Genomic DNA, 19,535 nt, shown 5'->3' with positions numbered 1-19,535 from the left:
GAGCGCGGCTCGGCTAGGCTGCGGAGCATCATGCGTTTCGGGCTGCTTCTTCTTAGCTGCCGCGGCGAGGGCCTGTAGTCGAGGCCGACCCCCTCCCCGCGGAGTCTGGCGTTGCGCCGTCGGCCGTCCTTTCGGACATCCTGAGGAGCCCACGCATCATGGCGGACAGCCAGAGCAGCCAGCACGCCCGTCCCAACCGTCAGCGCCCCACGTCGATGCCGGTCCACAAGTACGGCCGCTACGACCAGGTCGACATCCCCGACCGGACCTGGCCCGACAACCGGATCACCGTCGCCCCCCGCTGGCTCTCCACGGATCTGCGCGACGGCAACCAGGCCCTGATCGACCCCATGTCGCCCGCGCGCAAGCGCGAGATGTTCGACCTGCTGGTCAAGATGGGCTACAAGGAGATCGAGGTCGGCTTCCCCGCCTCGGGCCAGACGGACTTCGACTTCGTCCGCTCCATCATCGAGGACGAGACCGCGATCCCGGACGACGTGACGATCTCCGTACTGACCCAGGCCCGCGAGGACCTGATCGAGCGGACCGTCGAGTCGCTGAAGGGCGCCAGGCGCGCCAACGTCCACCTGTACAACGCCACCGCGCCGGTCTTCCGCCGGGTCGTCTTCCGCGGCTCCAAGGAAGACATCAAGCAGATCGCCGTCGACGGCACGCGTCTGGTCGTGGAGTACGCCGAGAAGCTGCTGGGCCCCGAGACCGAGTTCGGCTACCAGTACAGCCCCGAGATCTTCACCGACACCGAGCTGGACTTCGCCCTGGAGGTCTGCGAGGCCGTCATGGACGTCTGGCAGCCCGGTCCGGGCCGCGAGATCATCCTCAACCTGCCCGCCACGGTGGAGCGTTCGACCCCGTCCACGCACGCCGACCGGTTCGAGTGGATGCACCGCAACCTGACCCGCCGCGAGTACGTCTGCCTGTCGATCCACCCCCACAACGACCGCGGCACCGCCGTCGCCGCCGCCGAACTGGCGCTGATGGCCGGCGCCGACCGCGTCGAGGGCTGTCTGTTCGGCCAGGGCGAGCGCACCGGCAACGTCGACCTGGTGACCCTGGGCATGAACCTGTTCTCCCAGGGCGTCGACCCGCAGATCGACTTCTCCGACATCGACGAGATCCGTCGTACGTGGGAGTACTGCAACCAGATGGAGGTCCACGCGCGCCACCCGTACGTGGGCGACCTGGTCTACACGTCCTTCTCCGGCTCCCACCAGGACGCCATCAAGAAGGGCTTCGACGCCATGGAGGCCGAGGCGGCCGCCAAGGGCGTCACCGTCGACGACATCGAGTGGGCCGTCCCGTACCTGCCCATCGACCCGAAGGACGTCGGCCGCTCCTACGAGGCCGTCATCCGGGTCAACTCGCAGTCGGGCAAGGGCGGTATCGCCTACGTCCTGAAGAACGACCACAAGCTGGACCTGCCGCGCCGGATGCAGATCGAGTTCTCCAAGATGATCCAGGCGAAGACCGACGCCGAGGGCGGCGAGGTCACGCCGAAGGACATCTGGGCGACCTTCCAGGACGAGTACCTGCCCAACCCCGACAACGCCTGGGGCCGTATCCAGGTCAGGACCGGCCAGTCCACCACGGACAAGGACGGCGTCGACACCCTGACCGTCGAGGCCACGGTCGACGGCGCCGACACCGTCCTGAGCGGTACCGGCAACGGCCCGATCTCCGCGTTCTTCGACGCCCTGCAGTCCATCGGCGTCGACGTACGCCTGCTCGACTACCAGGAGCACACGATGAGCGAGGGCGCCTCCGCGCAGGCCGCCTCGTACATCGAGTGCGCGATCGGCGACAAGGTCCTGTGGGGAATCGGCATCGACGCGAATACGACACGTGCCTCGCTGAAGGCCGTCGTCTCCGCGGTCAACCGCGCCGCTCGCTGACCGCGCCCACCTGCGTCTTTCCGGCCCCGTCCGCCTTTCGAGGCGGGCGGGGCCGGGTCGTGTCCCGGCCAATCCGTGTGCAGGTAACAAGCAGGTCTCGTCCCAGGTACTGACGACACCTCGACAATGTGGCTAACATCACGCCAGCGCGGCGATGTTGCCGCGTGGTTACGGAGGTGTGCGACGTGCTGCCAGGATGGGGACGAAACGGTCGTGCAGTTCAGGTTCCCCGCATCCTGGGCACCCGTACGGCGTGGAGCACCGTCGGCGACGGCGAGTTCTTCTGCCCCGGCTGCGGCGGCGACCGCAACTACCAGCGGCTGACCGGCCGGCGCCGCTTCACCCTTCTGGGTGTTCCGGTCCTGCCGCGCGGCGAGACCGGGCCCGTCGTCGAATGCGCGGCCTGCCGCAGCCACTACGGCGCCGACGTCCTGGACCACCCCACCACCACCCGCTTCTCCGCGATGCTCCGCGACGCCGTCCACACCGTCGCCCTCGCCGTCCTCGCGGCGGGCGGCTGCTGCGCCCGGGCGTCCCTGGAGACCGCCGCCGCGACCGTCCGCTCGGCCGGCTTCGACGACTGCACCGAGGACCAGCTGAACGCCCTCGTCGAGGCCCTCGCCGCCGACACCGGCCGCTTCTTCGGCGAGCCCTGCGGAGCGAGCCTGGCCATAGAGCTCCACGAGGCCCTGGACCCGCTGGCCCCGCACCTCGCACCGACCGGCCGTGAGGCGATCCTCCTCCAGGGCGCCCGCATCGCCCTCGCGGACGGCCCCTACACGCCCGCCGAACGCGACGCGCTGGCCACCGTGGGCGCGGCCCTGACGATCTGCTCCGACGACGTGACCCGCCTGCTGGCCACGGCCCGGACACCCTCGTAGCGGGCACCCCCGCAGTACTCCCCGGGGAGTAACGCCCGCCTTGGGACACCCCCCGCAGTAGGCCCCGGCTCGCTCCGGCGGGCGACGAAAGGCGGGGCGCGGAACGGAAGTCTGGAACGCGGAACCAGACATCCGGACCGAAGGGAGGCCCTGTCCATGGGGGCCGGAGAGACAAGAACGCGCCCGCGGCGGCGGGCCGTGCCGTGGGCGGTGCTCGCGCTGTGGATCGGACTGCTGGCCGTCGTCGGCCCGTTCGCGGCGAAGCTGTCGGACGTGCAGCACGACCGGGCCGTCGACTATCTGCCCGCGAGCGCCGACTCCACCCGGGTCGCGAAGATCGAGGACCGGCTGCCCGGCGGCGAGGCCACCGAACTGGTCCTCGTCTACCACCGGGACGGGGGCCTCGGCGCCGCCGACCGTGACACCGCGGCCCGCCAGATCGCCGCGATCACCCGGGCCAATCCGCTCACCGGCACACCCCGGGCCGTCCCGTCCGCCGACGGCACCACCCTGATGTACCCCCTCGCCAGCACCGCGCCCGGCACCGACGAGAAGAAGCGCGACGCGTTCGTGAACGACGTCCGGGACGTCGCCCGGTCCACCGACGGGATGAGCGTCGTCGTCGGCGGGCCCGGCGCCCTGGCCACCGACGCGGGCGAGGTCTACAACTCGCTGGGCGGACCGCTGCTCTACACCACCGTCGCCGTCGTCGCCGTCCTGCTGATCCTCATCTACCGCAGTCCGCTGCTGTGGCTCGTCCCGCTCGCGGTCGCGGGTGTCGCCGACTATCTGTCGATGGGCGTCACCTACGGACTGCACCAGGCGTTCGGCACCACCGTCTCCGGCCAGAGCACGGGCGTGATGACGATCCTCGTCTTCGGCGCCGGGACCGACTACGCCCTGCTGATCATCTCCCGCTACCGGGAGGAACTGCGGCGCGTGGAACGCCCCTACGAGGCCATGCGGGAGGCCCTGCGCGGCTGCGGGCCCGCCGTCCTCGCCTCCTCCGGGACCGTCGCCGCGGGACTCCTGTGCCTGCTGGCCGCCGACCTGAACAGCAGCCGGGGCATGGGTCCGACCGGCACCGTCGGCGTCCTCTGCGCCCTCGTCGCCATGCTGACCCTGCTCCCCGCCGTGCTCGTCCTGCTCGGCCGCCGGGTGTTCTGGCCGCTCGTCCCGGCGTACGGCAGCGAGCCCTCCTCGCGGCGGGGCCTGTTCGCCGCGATGGGGTCCTCCGCCGGCCGCCGGCCCCTCGTCGTCCTGGCCGCCGGAGCCGCCCTCCTCGGGGCGCTGGCCCTCGGCACCCTGAACCTGCCCGGACCGCTCAAGCAGCAGGACTCCTTCGCCCACCGGCCCGACTCGGTCACCGCGCTGGAGACCCTCGCCCGCGCCTACCCCGAGCGGGGCACCCAGCCCATCACCGTCATCACGCCCACCGGACGGGCGGAGGCGACCCTGTCCGCCGTACGCGGGCACGCCGGGGTCGCGAGCGCCGAACGCGGACGCAGCGGCGGGGGCTGGACGGAGCTCTCCGTCATCGCGCGCGGCGCCCCGCAGTCGGCGGCCGAGACCGCCACGATCAAGGCCCTGCGCGCCGACCTCGACGGGTCCTACGTCGGCGGCCCCAGCGCCCAGCAGATCGACCTCCAGGACACCGACGCCCGCGACCGGCTCGTCGTCGTCCCGATCGTGCTGGTCTCCGTGCTGCTGATCCTGATCCTGCTCCTGCGCTCGCTCGTCGCACCGCTGCTGCTCGTCGCCGCCGTCATCGCGGTGTGGGGAGCGGCCCTCGGCATCGGCGGTCTCGTCTTCGGCCCGCTGCTCGGCTTCGAGGGGACCGACCCCGGACTCGGCCTGCTGTCCTTCGTGTTCCTCGTCGCCCTGGGCGTCGACTACGGGATCTTCCTCATGCACCGGATGCGGGAGGAGTCCCTGTCCGGAGCCGAACCGGCCGCCGCCGCGCTGACCGCGCTGCGCACCACCGGCGGGGTGATCGCCTCGGCCGGCCTCGTCCTCGCGGCCACCTTCGCGGTGCTCACGAACATGGGGCTCCTCCAGCTCGTCGAGCTCGGCTTCGTCATCTCGGTCGGGGTGCTGCTCGACACCTTCCTCGTCCGTACGTACCTGGTGACCAGCGCGAGCGTGGCCCTGGGCCGCAAGGTCTGGTGGCCGGGCGCCCTCTCCCGCGAACCGGACCCCGAGCCGGCCGGACCGAGGGAGCCCGCCCCCGTGGGCTGACCCCGCACCGGACGACAGGTTCCGGGCGCCCCCGTCTCCCGCGGGGGCGCCCCCTCACGGAAGATGAAGCGGTGGACGTCAAACGCTTGCTGCACCTCACCGGCTCCGGGTACCGGGGCAACGTCGCCCGGGCGCGGCTCCTGCGCCAGGACGCGCTGCTCGCCGGCGTGCTGCTGATCCTCGACATGGCCGTGGCGCTCACCCTGCACACCGACGGGCGGCGGCCCGACGCGCTCGGCTGGACCCTGCTGACCGGGGCCCACCTCGCGCTGGTCTTCCGGCGGTGCGCCCCGCTCCCGGCGTTCCTCCTGCTCGTCGCCTGCGTCGCCCCGTACCACGCGCTCGACTTCGACCACAGCGCGCCGCTGCTCGTCTCGATGACCGCGCTGTTCACCGTCGCCGTCACCGGAAGCCCGCTGCGCTCGCTGCTCATCGGCAGCGGAGTCATCGGCATCATGCTCACGGTCAAGTTCGGGCAGGGCACCACCGAGGGCACCCAGGCGCTGCGCGTCACCGGCTGGATCGTCGCGTTCATCGTGCTCGGCGTGTACGTCCGGGTGCACGGGCAGTACTTCGCCTCGGTCGTCGAGCGCGCCGAACGCGCCGAACGCACCCGGGAGGAGGAGGCCCGCCGCAGGGTCGCCGAGGAACGGCTGCGCATCGCCCGGGACCTGCACGATCTGCTCGCCCACAGCATCACCCTGATCGGGGTGCAGACCTCCGTCGCCGCCCACGTCCTGGCCGCCGACCCCGACCGGCTGGACCGTACGGCCGTCGCCAAGGCCCTCGACGACATCTCCGAGACCTGCCGGAGCGCGCGCGGCGAACTGCGGACCACGCTGAAGGTGCTGCGCGACTCCGAGCACGGCGGTCAGGCCCGGGGCCCGCTGCCCGGCCTCGACGGGGTGCCCGACCTGGTGGCGGCGGCCAGGGCCGCGGGCACGGCGGTGGAGGCCCCGGCGCTGAGGGGGGCCGACGGCGTTCCCACCGCCGTGGGCGCCGCCGCCTACCGCATCGTCCAGGAGGCGCTGACCAACGCGGTACGGCACGCGGGTCCCGGCGCGCGCGTCCGGGTGGACCTGGACACCGACGGCTGGGCGCTGCGGGTGTCGGTCACGGACGACGGCGCCGGCGACGCGGGCGGCCCGCCCGGCTTCGGGCTGGTGGGAATGCGGGAACGGGCCCGCAGCGTGGGCGGCACGGTGGAGACCGGGACCCGCGAGGAGGGCGGATTCGCGGTCCGGGCGGTCCTTCCCCTGGGCACGGTGCCGGACCCGCGCCCGGAACCGGGCACGGGGGTGGGCCTGGAATCGCCCGCAGGAGTGCGCCTGGAGCCGGGTACGGGGGCGGGCCTGGAGCCGGGCACGGGGGTGCGCCCGGCCCCTGGAGTGGGCCCGGAACCGGCCGCAGGAGTGCGCCCGGAACCGGACACGGGAGCGCGCCTGGAACCGGCCGAGCCCCCGGTGCCCGCGCACCCGTCCCGGCCGTCGGCGGCTCCCGCCGTGTCGGGCCTTCCGGCCGGTGAGGCGGCACCCGGGGTCCCCCGCTCCGGGCCGGGGCTCGCGGGCGGTGCCGACGGCGGGCGGGGTGGGGTGCGATGACCATCCGTGTGGTGCTCGCCGACGACCAGAACCTCGTGCGGGCCGCGTTCGCCATGCTCGTGGAGTCGGCACGGGACATGGAGGTGGTCGGACAGGCCGCCACCGGGCGCGAGGCCGTCGAGCTGGCCCGCACCGGGCGCGCCGACCTGGTCGTGATGGACATCCGCATGCCCGACCTGGACGGCATCGAGGCCACCCGGCTCATCGCGGCCGACGCGGACCTCGCCGGGGTCAGGGTGCTCGTGCTCACCACCTACGACACCGACGAGCACATCGTGGAGGCGCTGCGCGCGGGCGCCTCCGGCTTCCTGGTGAAGGACACCCGGCCCGCGGAACTCCTCGACGCGATCCGCACGGTGGCCGCCGGGGACGCGCTGCTCTCGCCGGGCCCCACCGCCCGCCTGGTCGCCCGCTTCCTGAGCGCCCCGGCCGTCCCCGCGCTCACGGCGGCCGGCCCCGAAGGGCTCTCCGAACGCGAGCGGGAGGTGCTCACCCTGGTCGCGCGCGGCCTCAACAACACCGAGATCGCGGCGGCGTTGGGACTCAGCCCGCTCACCGCGAAGACCCACGTCAGCCGCATCATGGGCAAGCTGGGTGCCCGCGACCGGACCCAGCTGGTCATCGTGGCGTACGAGTCGGGCCTGGTGACCCCGGGGGACGCGGGCCGGACCTGACCCGCCGGGCCGTCCGGGGCGGGCGCGGAAGGCGGCCGGAAAGCGCTGACGCCCCGTCATCCCACCCCGACGGCACGGGTACCGGCGTGACGCCCGGGGCACAGTAGGTGCACCGGGACATCCCACGTCCCACGTCCCGGGCCCGACGCAGTCGACGCCGTCCAGGGAGTGCCATGACCAGCATGAGCCGCACGCTCACGTTCGCCGCCGCCACCGGACTCCTCACCGCCCTCGCCGCCACCGGCACCGCCGCGGCCACTCCCCGGGGCGGCGGCGGGGGATGCGTCTCCTCCGTCCCGTACACCGCGGGACAGGACGGCTACGACACCTACCGCATCCCGGCGACCGTCCGGACCGGCGCCGGCACCCTGCTCGCCTTCGCCGAGGGGCGGCACAGCGGGGCGGGCGACACCGGGAACATCGACGTCGTCCTCAGACGCTCCGCCGACGGCGGCTGCACCTGGAGCCCGCTCACGGTCGTCTCCTCCGGGGACGGCGACACCCGCGGCAACCCGGCGCCGGTGGTGGACCCCCGCACCGGCCGGATCGTCCTGCTCACGTCCTACAACAGCGGTGCTGTGACCGAGGCGCAGATCATGCGGGGCGAGGTCACCCCGGAGCAGAGCCGGCGCGTCTTCGTGCAGACCAGCCGGGACGACGGACGGCACTTCACCGCCCCGCGGGACATCACCGACCAGGTGAAGCCTCCGGGCTGGCGCTGGTACGCCACCGGACCGGGCCACGCGATCGCGCTGCGCCACGGACCGCACGCGGGCCGCCTGGTCGTCCCCGCCAACCACTCCGCCGCCCCGCCCGCCGGGTCACCGGACTCCGGCCAGGAGGCCCGGTACTACGGGGCGCACGCGCTCTACAGCGACGACGGCGGGCGCAGCTGGCGGCTCGGCTTCGTCGACGACACCTACGACGGGACGGAGAACGCCAACGAGAGCTCGGTGGCCGAACTCCCCGACGGACGGCTCTACTTCTCCTCCCGGGACCAGAACGGCACGAGCCCCGGCAACCGCCTCGACTCCTACTCGAGCGACGGCGCCGAGACCCTGGACCGCCCCTTCGCCGTGCAGCCCACCCTGGACGACGTCCCCGTCGTCCAGGGCAGCGTCCTCCAGCTCACCGGCCGCTCCGCGCCGCTCCTCTTCTCGGGGCCGTCCGTCCCGACCGCCCGGCAGTCCATGGCGCTCTGGCGCAGCACGACGGCCGGAGCGGACTTCGTGAGGGCGAGCACCCTGTCCACGCGGCGGGCCGCCTACTCGGACCTGGTCCAGCTCGGCGCCTCCCGGGTCGGCATCCTCTACGAGACCGGGGACAGGGGACCGTACGAGTCCATCGAATTCAGGCGGCTGCCGGTGAGCGAGCTGCTCGGCCCGGACAGGCCCTGACAGGCCCCAGGGGCGGACGGGCCCCGGCGCCGGGTCAGAGCAGTCCCGCCGACGCCAGGTACTTGCCCACGCGTTCGACCTCGCCCGGCGACAGCGGCACCTGGGGCTCCGCCGTCGCCGGGCAGTCGATGACACCCCGCAGGTGCAGCGCGGCCTTGAAGGCGCCGAGCGCCGAGGAACTGCCGCCCATGCGGTCGGCGTCGCCGACACCCACCAGGCCGAACAGCTCGCACAGCCGCTCCTGTTCGGCCCGCGCCCGCTGCCAGTCGCCCGCCGCGCACAGCTCGTACAGCCGGACGTAGCCCACCGGGTCCACGTTGGCCAGACCCGGGACCACGCCGTCGGCGCCGAGCGCCAGGGCGGAGTCGACGACCACCTCGGAGCCGGTGAGCGCGGTGAAGCCGCGGACCCCGGGGCGGGTACGGGCGCCGGTGACGACCGTCCGGAAGGAGCCGAGGTCGCCGCTGGAGTCCTTGAGGCCCGCGAGCACGCCGTCGGCGGCGAGTTCCAGGACCAGTTCGGGGCCGAGCTTGCTGTGGACGGAGGCCGGCAGGTCGTAGGCGAACACGGGGAGCCCGGCGCGCGCGGCGACCAGCCGGAAGTGGCGGGCGATCTCGGCGGGGTGGGTGCGGGTGTAGAAGGGGGCGGTGACGACGATCGCGTCGGCGCCGGCGGCCCGGGCGGTGTGGGCGTGGTCCAGGACGCGGGGCGTCGTCATGTCGATCACGCCGGCCAGGACGGGGAGCCGGCCCGCGACGTGCGCCACCGCCGTCTCCACCACGAGCCTGCGCTGCGCGTCGGTCAGATAGGCCACCTCGGAGGTCGAGCCGAGGACGAACAGGCCGTGCACCCCGGCGTCCACCAGGTGGTCGATCAGCCGGGTGAGCGACGGGACGTCCACCTCGCGGTCCGGTGTCAGGGGCGTGCAGACGGGCGGTACGACACCGGTCAGCGGGGCGGGCAAGGTCATGAAGGCTCCCTGATGTGCTGCTGGGGCGGAACGTCGGCCGGGGCGGCCCCGGCGGCGGTCCCGGTGGCGGACTCGGCCTGTGCGACGAGCGTGCGCGTCGGCCGGCCCTCCTCCACAGGATGGTGGCACCGGAAGCGGTGGCCGGGCGCCGACGCGGCCGTGAACTCCGGCATCCGGGTCGCGCACTCCCCGTCCGCCCGCCAGCACCGGGTGCGGAAGGGGCAGCCGCTCGGCGGGCGGGTCGCCGAGGGGACGGGTCCGGTCAGCGGGATCGGCTCGACCGGCTCCAGCAGGCCGGGGGTCGCCGAGAACAGCGCCCGGGTGTACGGGTGCCGGGAGCCGTCGGTGACCCGGCCGGCCGGGGACTCCTCGACGATCCGCCCGAGGTACATCGTGATCACCCGGTCGCTCATCCGGCGCACCGTCTGGATGTCGTGCGACACGAACACCAGCGCCAGGCCGAGCCGTTCCCTGAGGTCGAGGAGGAGGTTGAGGATCTGCGCGCGCACCGACACGTCCAGCGCGCTCGTCGGCTCGTCGGCCACCACCAGGCCGGGGTCCAGGGCCAGGGCGCGGGCGATCGCCACCCGCTGGCGCTGACCGCCGGACAGCTGCCCCGGCAGCGCGTCCGCGAGGGCCCGGGGCAGACCGACCAGGGCCAGCAACTCCCGGACCCGTTGCTCGCGTTCGGCGGCACTGCCGCGCCGGTGCACGTCCAGCGGGTCGCGCAGGATGCGGCGCACGGGCAGCCGGCGGTTCAGGGCCGTCGACGGGTCCTGGAAGATCATGCCCGTGTCGGCGCCGACCGTCGCGCGCCGCTCGTCCGGCTTCAGCGACCACAGGTCGCGGCCGCCGAACGACACCGTGCCGGACGTCGGCCGCTGCACCCCCACCAGGACCTTCGCGAGGGTCGACTTGCCGCAGCCCGACTCGCCGACGACCCCGATCGTCTCGCCGGGCGCGACGGTGAGATCGGCGCCGGTCAGGGCGTACACCCGGTCCCGGGTGAACACCCCACCGCTGCGCGCCTTGTGGACGACGTGCGCGTCGGAGAGCCGGACCAGCGCCTCCGCCGGGGAAGTGTTCATGTCACGGCCTCGCTCTCCGTGGTCACCAGATCGACGGCCGGGTGATGGCAGGCTGCCGTGTGCGTGGGGGTGCCGGCGAGGTCCGGTGCCGTCGTGCGGCAGGTGCCGTCCGCCATCGGACACCGGTCGGCGAACCGGCAGCCGGCCGGGAAGTCGGCGGGGGAGGGGACGACCCCCCGGATCTGCGTCATGCGCTCCGCCGCCGACTCCAGCGACAGGACACTGCCCAGCAGCCCGCGCGTGTAGTGGTGCGCCGGGGACTCCACCAGGTCCGCCGTCACCCCCGTCTCGACGATCTGGCCGCCGTACATCACGACCACCCGGTCGGTGACCGCCGAGACCAGCGCCAGGTCGTGCGAGACGAGGACCAGGGCGAAGTCCAGTTCCGCGCGCAGCCGCAGCAGCAGCTCCATGACCTGCGCCTGCACGGTGACGTCCAGGGCCGTCGTCGGTTCGTCCGCGACGATCAGCGCGGGCTCCCGGGACAGCGCCATCGCGATCAGGACGCGCTGGCGCTGGCCCCCGGACAGCTCGTGCGGGTAGCTAGGCAGGGTGCGCTCGGGATCGAGGCCGACCAGGGTGAGGAGTTCGGCCGCCGTACGCTTTCCGCCGCGCCGTATCACCTGCGCCAGCTGGGCCCTGATCGTCATCGCCGGGTTCAGGGACGACAGCGCGTCCTGGTAGACCATCGCCATCTCGTGGCCGAGCAGCCGGCGCCGCACCCGCATCGGCTCGCCCACCAGCTGCCGCTGCCGGAACCGGACCTGGCCGCGCACCCGGGCGCCCTTCGGCTCCAGGCCCATCACCGCCAGGGCCGTCAGCGACTTCCCGCAGCCCGACTCGCCGACCAGGCCCAGGACCTCGCCGGGGTACACCTCGAAGCTGATGCCGTCGACGATGTCCACGCCGCCGTGCCGGCCGTCGAAGCCGATGGCCAGACGCTCGACGGCCAGGACCGGCGGCCCGCCCGTGACGGGCGGGCGGGCCCGGGCGCGCAGCCGGGCCGCGGCCCGCGCCAGACCGGGCAGTTCCACGACCGTGCCGCTGCCCGGCTCGGGGGCCTCGAGCCGGTCCTCGGCGGGCGGTACGGACACCTCCCGCGCGGCCGGCGCGGCCCACGCGTCGGAGACGCCCTCGGAGAGGACGTTCAGCGACAGCACGGTGACCAGCATCAGCAGGCCCGGGAAGACGGTGGCCCACCAGCCGCCGGTCAGCACCATGTTCTTGCCGTCCGCGATGACACTGCCCCAGGACGGGTCCGGGGGCCGGACGCCCGCCCCGATGAAGGACAGCGAGGCCTCGAACACGATCGCCTCGGCGACCTGCACGGTGCAGAACACCAGCACCGGGGCCGCGCAGTTGACGGCCACGTGCCGGAGCACGATGTGCGGGGTGCGGGCGCCGATCACCCGCTCGGCGGTGACGTAGTCCTCCCCGTACTGGGAGAGCACGTTCGCGCGCACGACCCGGGCCACGGGCGGGGTGAACAGGAACGCGATCGCGAAGATCAGGACGGTGATCCCGCCGCCGAACACGGCGACGAGCACGGCGGCGAGCGCGATGCCGGGGAAGGCCATCACCACGTCCAGGGCGCGCATCAGCGTCTCGTCGACCGCCTTGCGCGAGGTCGCGGCGACGGCGCCCAGCAGCGCGCCCACGAACAGGGCGAGGGCGGTCGCGCCGAGGCCGATGGCCAGGGACCAGCGCGCCCCGTACATCAGCCGGCTGAGGATGTCCCGGCCGAGGCTGTCCTGCCCCATCCAGTGGTCCGCCGACGGATGCCCGGTGCCGTCCGTCTGCGGCTGCTGGTCGAGCGGGTCGTGCGGCGCGAGCAGCGGGGCGAACAGGGCCGTCACCAGGACCACGGCCAGGAAGCAGACCGCGATCCGGGACAGCGGCGGCAGCCTGCGCAGGCCGCGCAGCCGGATTCCGGGCCGGGCGAGCGCACCGGCCAGATCCTTCCGCGTGAACATCAGGTCGCTTCCCTCAGCCGTGGGTTGACCAGCAGATACAGGATGTCGATGACGAGGTTGACGACCACGAAGCCGATGGCCGTGGTCAGGACGACGCCCTGCACGACGGCCGGGTCGCCGTTCTGCACGGCGTCGATCATCAGCTTGCCCATGCCGGGCAGCGAGAAGATCGTCTCGATGACGACCGCCCCGCCGAGCAGATAGCCCACGCGCAGGCCCAGCACGGTCAGCGGGTTCATCAGGGCGTTGCGCAGGACGTTGCGGCCGACGACCACCCGCGGCGGCAGCCCGCTGCCGATCGCGGTGCGGACGTAGTCCTTGTCGAGCTCCTCGACCACGGAGGTGCGCACGATCCGGGTGAGCTGGGCGGCGACCGGCAGGGACAGGGCGAACGCGGGCAGCGCCATGGTCTTCAGCCAGCCGGTCAATGAGTCGGCCGGGTTGACGTAGCCGCCGGTCGGGAACCAGCCCAGGCCGACGGCGAAGTACTGGATCATCAGCAGGGCCAGCCAGAAGCCCGGCGCGGCGACCCCGGTGAGGGACACCACCCGGATGATCTGGTCGGGCAGCCGGTCGCGGTGGATCGCGGCCGTGACCCCGCCGATCAGCGCCAGCACCACCGCGATGCCGAGCCCCAGGAAGGTGAGCTGGAGCGTGAGCGGCAGCGCGGTGGTGACCTGGTCGGCGACCGGCGCCCGGGTGAGGGCGCTGGTGCCCAGGTCGCCGTGCAGCAGGTCTCCCACGAAGTGGGCGTAGCGCACGGGCAGTGGATCGAGTAGTCCGTTGCGCTCCCTGAAGTCGTGCAGCTGCCCGGGGGTCGGGTTGGCGCCCTGGAAGAACGCGGACGCCGGGTCGACGTCCGAGAACCGCATCACCAGGAACACGAACAGGACGATGCCGAGCATCAGCGGTACCAGCAGCGCGACGCGGCGCAGCAGGATCCTGACGATGGCGACCACGTACGAACTCTCCCGTCACCTAGACCCACTTGGCCTGGAGCAGGTTGATGCCCGGGTAGGGCTGGGGCCTTATCCCCGCGAGCCGGCGCGGGTTCCACGCCGTCATCAGCTCGTTGTGCACGACCGGGTAGAGCACGGCCTGTTCGGCGACGACGTCGATGTAGTCCTGGATCATCGTCTTCTTCTTCTCGGGGTCGGGTTCCCGCGTCGCCCGGTCCATGTCCTTGAAGAGCTGCTTGGCGACGGAGTCGTCGGCCCAGCGGGCGTAGCCCATCCACAGGTTCTGGGGGCCGTAGTTGTAGTGCATGATCAGGTCGGCGTCGAGGCCGAACTGGTTGGGGTTCGAGGCGGCCGCGACCACCTGGTAGTCCTGCTTCTGGTCCATCTTGGTGAACACGGCCGTGGTCTCCTGCGGGGACAGGGTCGTCTCCACGCCGATCGCGTCCCAGGACTCCTTGACGGTCGGCAGGCAGTCGACGATCCAGCTGACGTTCACCGACAGGATCTCGATGCTCAGCTTCTTGACCCCGGCCGCCTTGAGGAGCTTCTTCGCCTTCTCCGGGTCGTAGGAGTAGACGGTCTTCGCGGGCCGGTAGGAGGGGTTGGCCTCGTTGAGGAAGGAGGTCGACGGCTTCCCGTGTCCCCTGAGGGCGACCTCGACCATCTTGCCGGTGTCGATGGCGTAGTGCAGCGCCTGGCGGACGCGGACGTCGTCGAAGGGCTTGTGCCGGGTGTTGAACATCAAGAACAGGTTGTTCATGCCCGCGCCGCCCTGGACGGTCATGCCGCCCGTGCGGAGCCGAGCGATGTTGGCGTAAGGGATGTTGTCGGCGATCTGGGCCCCGGCGCTCGCCCCGGAGATCCTGGCGACGCGGGGCGCGGCGTCCACTATGGTCAGCCAGTTCATCTTCTTGAAGGCGGGTTTGCGCGGCCCGTTGTAGGCGGCGAACGCCTCGAAGGTGGTGTTGGACTTCGGGTGGTGGGCGGTCTGCCGGTAGGGGCCCGAGCCGATCGCCTTGCCCTTGATCGCGTCGTCCCAGGCGCCGGGCCGCGAGAACACGTGCTTGGGCATGATCTTCGCCAGGGTGAGCCGGGAGACGCCCTCGGGGAAGGGGAACTTGAGGACCAGCTCGACGTTCCGCGCGTCGATCCTGCGCACCTCTTCCAGCCAGGGGGCGAAGAAGCCCTTGGCGAGCGTCTGCGTCTTCGGGTCGAGGATCCGGTCGAAGACGAAGACCACGTCGTCGGCGGTGACCGGCGTCCCGTCGTGGAACGTGGCTCCCGACCGCAGCGTGAACTTCCAGGAGGTGCCGGTCAGATCGGCCGGCACCTGGGTGGCCAGGGCGGCGTACGGCTCGCGGGAGATCGGGTCGGTGTCGAGCAGCCCCTCGTAGATGTGGTTGTTGGCGGCCATGCAGAACGCGGACGCGGTCTGCGTCGGGTCCCAGCTGCCGTCGTTCCCGTAGCCGATCACGGCGGTCAGCGTGGCGTTCGCGCCGCCGCCCGTGTCGCCGGTGTCGTTCGTCGACTCCGGTCCGGACGAGCAGGCGCCGAGCGCCGAGGAGAGCGCGGCGGCCGCGCCGAGGGCCCCGCCGTACTTCAGGAAAGACCGGCGGGGCGGCGCCGGGGTGGGGTTCACGTCGCGCACGGTTCCTCCAGCTGGGAGTGGTCCGGTCGAGCGGTCCGGTGGGGCGGTGGAGCGGTCGGTGGGACAGGCCCGGGAAGCAGGAGATACGACGTCCTACGTCATGGGGGGCAGCGCGACCATAGGAAAGGGCGCGGAGGGGGTCAAGGGGCCGCACACGAATGGCGTATCTTCCACAGGCGCGACCAATGGCGGTATGAAACAGGGGTAGTTGGCCGAACTTGGCGTTTAATCAGCCCGGAGGTGGGACGTCCGATGTCCAGCGAGCGTACGATCTGGCGCATGCCTGAGGAGACCGGGAACCGGCGCCGGCCCGAGCGCCGGGTGAGCAGCCAGATCCAGCGCGAGGTCATGCAGCTGATCCTCGACCAGGGACTTCCGGCCGGGGCTCCGCTGCCCACCGAGACCGAGCTGATGAACGATCTCGGGGTGAGCCGCAACTCGGTCCGCGAGGCGCTCAAGGCCCTCCAGGCGCTCGACATAGTCGAGATCCGGCACGGCTACGGCACCTATGTGGGTGAGGCGTCGATGACCCCGTTCGTCGACGGACTGACCTTTCGCACGCTCGCCCGTCCGGACGATCCCACCGGGGCGCTGGCCGAGATCCTCCAGGTCCGCGAGGTGCTGGAGGAGGGCCTGATAAGCCGGGTGGCCGAGGTGCTGACCGAGGAGGAGCTGGACCGGCTGGAAGCGGTCGTCACGGAGATGGAGACGGCGGGCGACGACGGCCGCCCCTTCCCCGAACTCGACAGCGAGTTCCACGAGTTGCTGTACGCCTCGCTCGGCAACCCGCTCGTCCCCCAGCTGCTCGGCGCGTTCTGGACCGTCTTCCGGCGGGTCGCCGCGGTGCGCGGCTGGACCGAGGACGTCACCCCGGAGGTGACCGCCCGCCGCCACCGCGACATCCTGACCGCGCTGCGGGTCCGGGACGTCGAGGGCGCCCGGCGCGCCATGGCCGACCACTTCCGGGGCATCGAGGCCCGCGCCGCCCAGGGCGCCCGCGGAGTGAGCTGAGACGGGCCCGCGCTCGTCCTAGGCTGGCCCCATGGCCGACATACGACCCGACTCCTCACCCGGCTCCCCGGCCGGCGGCGACACCTGGGACGCGGACGCCCCCGGTGTGCTCGCGCTGCCCTCCGGACGGCTGATCCGGGGCCGGGGGCTGCGCCGTCCGCTGCCGGCCGACGGGGGTCCCGCCCCGGCGTACGCCGTGTACCTGCTCGGCAAGGAGCCGCCGCCGGTCCCCTGGGAGGCCCACTGGCTGCGCTGGCCCGACTTCCGGCTGCCCGCCGACCGGACGCGCGCCCGCTCCCTGCTCACCGACGCCTGGCGGCGGGCCGCGGGCGAGCGCGTCGAGATCGCCTGCTACGGCGGGCGGGGCCGCACCGGCACGGCCCTGGCCTGCGTCGCCGTCCTCGACGGTGTGCCCCCCGAGGACGCGGTGGCGTACGTACGCAGGCACTACGACCGGCACGCGGTGGAGACGCCCTGGCAGCGCGCGTACGTACGCCGCTTCGGCACCCCGGAGCTACCCGGCCGGCCGCTCCCGGACCCTCCCGGCGCCGACTCCTAGGCCCTGCCCGCTACGCCTGTCACGCCCCGCCGGTACTTCCCGTCCCGGCCCTGACCGCACCGGCGACGAACGCGGTCCACGCCTGCGCGCCGATCAGCAGCACGGGGCCGTCCGGCAGCTTGCTGTCCCGGACGGGGACGACATGGGGGACGGCGTCGGCGACTTCGAGGCAACTGCCGCCGTTGTCGTCGCTGTAGGTGCTCTTGCGCCACTGGGTGAGGCTCAGGTCGTACTCGCGCATCGTCTGTGGTCCTCCGACGCCGATTCGATCAGAGACAGGGACGCGTCCGGCGGCAGTGCGGCGGCCCTGAGCAGATCGTATGCGTCCTGCACGCGCTGAACCAGGGCCGGTTCGTCAAGGAGATTGCCCGAATACACGGCCTCTGTATAGGCGGTGGGCGGGGCGTCGGCGAACTCCATGAGCTGGACCATCTGCCCTATGAGCGGGTACGCCCCGACCGCGCAGGGCAGCACCTGCACGAGCACGCGCCGCTGTCGCACCAGGCCGATGACGTGGTCCAGTTGCTCCGCCATCACCGCCGGTCCGCCGACCGGTACCCGCAGCACCTGCTCGTGCAGGATCACCCAGTAGACCGGCGTCCGCGTGTCGTCCAGGATGCGCGCCCGCTCGCGGCGGGCGCTCACCTTCTCCTCGACGTACTCGTCGGTCGAGAACGGGTTGCCCGCCAGCATGACGGCCCGCGCATACCCCGCCGTCTGCAGAAGACCCGGCACCAGGGCCGGGGCGAACTCCGCGATCCGGGTCGCCGTCCGTTCCAGTTCGACGACCGCCGCGAAATAGCCCGCGTACCGCTGGTCGTCGATGAGCTTGTGCCACATCCGTTCGAAGAAGCCGTCACTTCCGAGCAGGGAGTCGATGCGCTGGGCGACGTCCAACTGGGGCTTGCGGATGGCCTGTTCGAACTGGCCGATATAGCCGCCGGAGACGAAGACCCGGGATCCCAGTTCCACCTGGGTGAAACCCGCGTCCTCCCTGCGTCGTTTCAGTTCTGAACCGAAAAATTCCCAGGCGGCCTGCCGTGAACCGTTGGCCATGGACCAACCTCCCTGCACTGCACCGCGCTTGTAGCGGACGGGACCCTGTCGATTCTAGATGCGGAGCGTCACCATGAAGATGCGAAGCGTGAAATCGACGAGGGCCGGTGGAGCAGGGTGAACGAAGAACACGCACGAGCACACGCACGACATGTACCGGCGCAAGGACGAACCCACGCGGACACGCCACCTGACGGTCGGCGGTACTCGACGCACCGCGTCGAAGAGGCGGAGGACACTGTGCAGGACTTACGGACGGCGCTCGCGCGGGCCGGCATCACGTTGCCGTCCCTGCGGATCGACCCGGCGAGCGTGGCACGCGACACCCCTTGCCCCCTGGTCCTCCTCGGCGGCTGTTCCGTCGAGGTCGCCGCCCGGCTCGCGGCGGCCCTGCGATGAGGGCGGCGGCGCCGCCGACCGGCTCCTGCGCGGTCGACACCCGCACGGGCCGGGTCGGCGTGGTCATGGGCCATGAGGGGCCCTACGTACAGCTGAGACCGCTCGGCGGCGGCCGGGAGTGGGACTGCCTGCCCGAGACCGTGCGGCAGGCCACCCCGGCGGAGCGGATCGGGGCGGCGACCGCGTACGTCAACGCGCGCAGCCGCGGCGAGGTGCTGTGAGGCGCCGGGGCGCGGCGGGGTGGCCCCGGAGAGGTCCCGGACACAATCCGCTCCGTCCGGGCCGGGGCGTCCGTGCCGTAGGCGAGAATGGGCCGCATGAGTCTGTTCCGCGACGACGGCATCGTGCTGCGCACCCAGAAGCTGGGTGAGGCGGACCGGATCATCACGCTGCTCACACGCGGTCACGGCCGGGTGCGGGCGGTGGCGCGCGGGGTCCGCCGGACGAAGTCGAAGTTCGGGGCCCGCCTCGAACCCTTCTCGCACGTGGACGTGCAGTTCTTCGCGCGGGGCAGTGAACTGATCGGCCGCGGGCTGCCGCTGTGCACCCAGAGCGAGACGATCGCTCCGTACGGTGGCGGCATCGTCACCGACTACGCCCGGTACACCGCGGGCACCGCGATGCTGGAGACCGCCGAGCGGTTCACCGACCACGAGGGGGAACCGGCCGTGCAGCAGTACCTGCTGCTGGTCGGCGGACTGCGCACCCTCGCCCGCGGCGAGCACGAACCGCACCTCGTCCTCGACGCCTTCCTGCTGCGCTCCCTCGCGGTCAACGGCTACGCGCCCAGCTTCAGCGACTGTGCCAAATGCGGCATGCCGGGACCCAACCGCTTCTTCTCGGTCGGAGCGGGAGGAACCGTATGCGCCGACTGCCGGGTGCCCGGCAGCGTCGTACCCTCGCCTCAGGCCCTCGAACTCCTCGGCGCGCTGCTCACGGGAGACTGGGAGACCGCGGACGCGTGCGAGCCGCGGCACGTCCGGGAGGGCAGCGGGCTGGTGTCGGCGTATCTGCACTGGCACCTGGAGCGCGGACTGCGTTCCCTGCGGTACGTGGAGAAGTAGGCGCCACCCGGCGAGGCCGGGCGGTGGCGCGCGGCGCACGCGCGCGAGAGCGGCAACGAATCAGCAGGCGGAGCGAGACGAGCGCCCGGCGCACGCGAGCACGTCAG

Annotated in this window: 17 protein-coding genes and 1 pseudogene; 11 read left to right on the top strand and 7 right to left on the bottom strand. The window is 72.5% G+C overall.

From position 1 onward, the window contains the following. Window positions 1-158: 158 nt before the first annotated feature. The 6 genes and pseudogenes from leuA (at window position 159) to IO36_RS10275 (ending at window position 8,701) form a co-directional block, all read left to right on the top strand. On the top strand, window positions 159-1,910 hold the full coding sequence (gene leuA, locus IO36_RS10300) for a 2-isopropylmalate synthase (protein ID WP_051900288.1): 1,752 nt from the start codon (window positions 159-161) through the stop codon (window positions 1,908-1,910). Between the two features lie 185 nt (window positions 1,911-2,095). After that, the gene (locus IO36_RS10295; protein WP_037618706.1) at window positions 2,096-2,791 is read left to right on the top strand and encodes a TerB family tellurite resistance protein; all 696 of its coding nucleotides are present in this window, start codon (window positions 2,096-2,098) and stop codon (window positions 2,789-2,791) included. Window positions 2,792-2,947: 156 nt separating this feature from the next. After that, a complete protein-coding gene (locus IO36_RS10290) occupies window positions 2,948-5,029 on the top strand; it encodes an MMPL family transporter (RefSeq protein ID WP_078943109.1) in 2,082 nt (693 codons plus the stop codon). A gap of 86 nt (window positions 5,030-5,115) precedes the next feature. Continuing rightward, window positions 5,116-6,288, top strand: a pseudogene (locus IO36_RS10285) (sensor histidine kinase); the annotation flags it as partial. A gap of 338 nt (window positions 6,289-6,626) precedes the next feature. After that, entirely contained in the window at window positions 6,627-7,304 is a 678-nt protein-coding gene (locus IO36_RS10280; protein ID WP_037618702.1) for a response regulator transcription factor, read from the top strand. Between the two features lie 173 nt (window positions 7,305-7,477). Beyond that, window positions 7,478-8,701: a sialidase family protein gene (locus IO36_RS10275; protein WP_037618701.1), complete on the top strand. Its 1,224-nt coding sequence runs from the start codon at window positions 7,478-7,480 to the stop codon at window positions 8,699-8,701. Between the two features lie 34 nt (window positions 8,702-8,735). Here IO36_RS10275 and IO36_RS10270 read toward each other — a convergent pair whose 3' ends face one another. The 5 genes from IO36_RS10270 to IO36_RS10250 are packed head-to-tail and all read right to left on the bottom strand — an operon-like array spanning window position 8,736 to window position 15,339. Further along, window positions 8,736-9,671 (bottom strand): dihydrodipicolinate synthase family protein, encoded by a 936-nt coding sequence (locus IO36_RS10270; protein ID WP_037618699.1) that lies wholly within the window; start codon window positions 9,669-9,671, stop codon window positions 8,736-8,738. Then, entirely contained in the window at window positions 9,668-10,759 is a 1,092-nt protein-coding gene (locus IO36_RS10265) for an oligopeptide/dipeptide ABC transporter ATP-binding protein (RefSeq protein ID WP_037618698.1), read from the bottom strand. Before IO36_RS10265 ends, IO36_RS10270 begins: the two co-directional genes overlap by 4 nt. Then, window positions 10,756-12,732 (bottom strand): dipeptide/oligopeptide/nickel ABC transporter permease/ATP-binding protein, encoded by a 1,977-nt coding sequence (locus IO36_RS10260; protein ID WP_037618696.1) that lies wholly within the window; start codon window positions 12,730-12,732, stop codon window positions 10,756-10,758. The genes IO36_RS10265 and IO36_RS10260 overlap by 4 nt, the downstream gene beginning before the upstream one ends. After that, window positions 12,732-13,691, bottom strand: a complete 960-nt coding sequence (locus tag IO36_RS10255) for an ABC transporter permease (protein WP_037618694.1) — start codon at window positions 13,689-13,691, stop codon at window positions 12,732-12,734. Before IO36_RS10255 ends, IO36_RS10260 begins: the two co-directional genes overlap by 1 nt. Before the next feature lie 19 nt (window positions 13,692-13,710). Next, window positions 13,711-15,339: an ABC transporter substrate-binding protein gene (locus IO36_RS10250; protein ID WP_037618692.1), complete on the bottom strand. Its 1,629-nt coding sequence runs from the start codon at window positions 15,337-15,339 to the stop codon at window positions 13,711-13,713. Between the two features lie 279 nt (window positions 15,340-15,618). Between IO36_RS10250 and IO36_RS10245 the strand changes: the two genes are divergently transcribed. Beyond that, the gene (locus tag IO36_RS10245) at window positions 15,619-16,350 is read left to right on the top strand and encodes a FadR/GntR family transcriptional regulator (protein WP_245173200.1); all 732 of its coding nucleotides are present in this window, start codon (window positions 15,619-15,621) and stop codon (window positions 16,348-16,350) included. A gap of 31 nt (window positions 16,351-16,381) precedes the next feature. Then, entirely contained in the window at window positions 16,382-16,909 is a 528-nt protein-coding gene (locus IO36_RS10240; protein WP_051900285.1) for a protein-tyrosine phosphatase family protein, read from the top strand. Window positions 16,910-16,928: 19 nt separating this feature from the next. On the opposite strand, the gene IO36_RS10235 is transcribed toward IO36_RS10240, so the two are convergent. Together IO36_RS10235 and IO36_RS10230 are read right to left on the bottom strand one after the other, a co-directional pair. Further along, the gene (locus tag IO36_RS10235) at window positions 16,929-17,150 is read right to left on the bottom strand and encodes a DUF397 domain-containing protein (RefSeq protein WP_037618690.1); all 222 of its coding nucleotides are present in this window, start codon (window positions 17,148-17,150) and stop codon (window positions 16,929-16,931) included. Beyond that, window positions 17,132-17,965 carry a helix-turn-helix domain-containing protein gene (locus IO36_RS10230; protein WP_037618689.1) on the bottom strand — a complete coding sequence of 278 codons (834 nt, stop codon included), beginning with the start codon at window positions 17,963-17,965 and terminating at the stop codon, window positions 17,132-17,134. Before IO36_RS10230 ends, IO36_RS10235 begins: the two co-directional genes overlap by 19 nt. 240 nt (window positions 17,966-18,205) lie before the next feature. Here IO36_RS10230 and IO36_RS47350 point away from each other — a divergent pair, with 240 nt between their 5' ends. The 3 genes from IO36_RS47350 (at window position 18,206) to recO (ending at window position 19,428) form a co-directional block, all read left to right on the top strand. After that, on the top strand, window positions 18,206-18,364 hold the full coding sequence (locus IO36_RS47350) for a hypothetical protein (protein WP_167347388.1): 159 nt from the start codon (window positions 18,206-18,208) through the stop codon (window positions 18,362-18,364). Continuing rightward, the gene (locus IO36_RS10225) at window positions 18,361-18,585 is read left to right on the top strand and encodes a hypothetical protein (protein WP_037618688.1); all 225 of its coding nucleotides are present in this window, start codon (window positions 18,361-18,363) and stop codon (window positions 18,583-18,585) included. The genes IO36_RS47350 and IO36_RS10225 overlap by 4 nt, the downstream gene beginning before the upstream one ends. Before the next feature lie 96 nt (window positions 18,586-18,681). Continuing rightward, entirely contained in the window at window positions 18,682-19,428 is a 747-nt protein-coding gene (gene recO / locus IO36_RS10220; protein ID WP_037618687.1) for a DNA repair protein RecO, read from the top strand. Window positions 19,429-19,535: the final 107 nt, after the last annotated feature.

Source organism: Streptomyces aureus (assembly GCF_000725495.1).
GTDB lineage: Bacteria > Actinomycetota > Actinomycetes > Streptomycetales > Streptomycetaceae > Streptomyces > Streptomyces aureus_B.
Note: the sequence above shows the minus strand (reverse complement) of the source record. Positions and strands in the feature narration are given on the sequence as shown.

What these genes read in the sequence shown, in the direction of transcription:
- IO36_RS10280 (WP_037618702.1), top strand. Translation starts at nt 6,627, where the DNA reads ATGACCATCCGTGTGGTGCTCGCCGACGACCAGAACCTCGTGCGGGCC.
- leuA (WP_051900288.1), top strand. Translation starts at nt 159, where the DNA reads ATGGCGGACAGCCAGAGCAGCCAGCACGCCCGTCCCAACCGTCAGCGC.
- IO36_RS10235 (WP_037618690.1), bottom strand. Translation starts at nt 17,150, where the DNA reads ATGCGCGAGTACGACCTGAGCCTCACCCAGTGGCGCAAGAGCACCTAC.
- IO36_RS10240 (WP_051900285.1), top strand. Translation starts at nt 16,382, where the DNA reads ATGGCCGACATACGACCCGACTCCTCACCCGGCTCCCCGGCCGGCGGC.
- IO36_RS10290 (WP_078943109.1), top strand. Translation starts at nt 2,948, where the DNA reads ATGGGGGCCGGAGAGACAAGAACGCGCCCGCGGCGGCGGGCCGTGCCG.
- recO (WP_037618687.1), top strand. Translation starts at nt 18,682, where the DNA reads ATGAGTCTGTTCCGCGACGACGGCATCGTGCTGCGCACCCAGAAGCTG.
- IO36_RS10230 (WP_037618689.1), bottom strand. Translation starts at nt 17,965, where the DNA reads ATGGCCAACGGTTCACGGCAGGCCGCCTGGGAATTTTTCGGTTCAGAA.
- IO36_RS10225 (WP_037618688.1), top strand. Translation starts at nt 18,361, where the DNA reads ATGAGGGCGGCGGCGCCGCCGACCGGCTCCTGCGCGGTCGACACCCGC.
- IO36_RS10270 (WP_037618699.1), bottom strand. Translation starts at nt 9,671, where the DNA reads ATGACCTTGCCCGCCCCGCTGACCGGTGTCGTACCGCCCGTCTGCACG.
- IO36_RS10245 (WP_245173200.1), top strand. Translation starts at nt 15,619, where the DNA reads ATGCCTGAGGAGACCGGGAACCGGCGCCGGCCCGAGCGCCGGGTGAGC.
- IO36_RS10265 (WP_037618698.1), bottom strand. Translation starts at nt 10,759, where the DNA reads ATGAACACTTCCCCGGCGGAGGCGCTGGTCCGGCTCTCCGACGCGCAC.
- IO36_RS10260 (WP_037618696.1), bottom strand. Translation starts at nt 12,732, where the DNA reads ATGTTCACGCGGAAGGATCTGGCCGGTGCGCTCGCCCGGCCCGGAATC.
- IO36_RS10275 (WP_037618701.1), top strand. Translation starts at nt 7,478, where the DNA reads ATGACCAGCATGAGCCGCACGCTCACGTTCGCCGCCGCCACCGGACTC.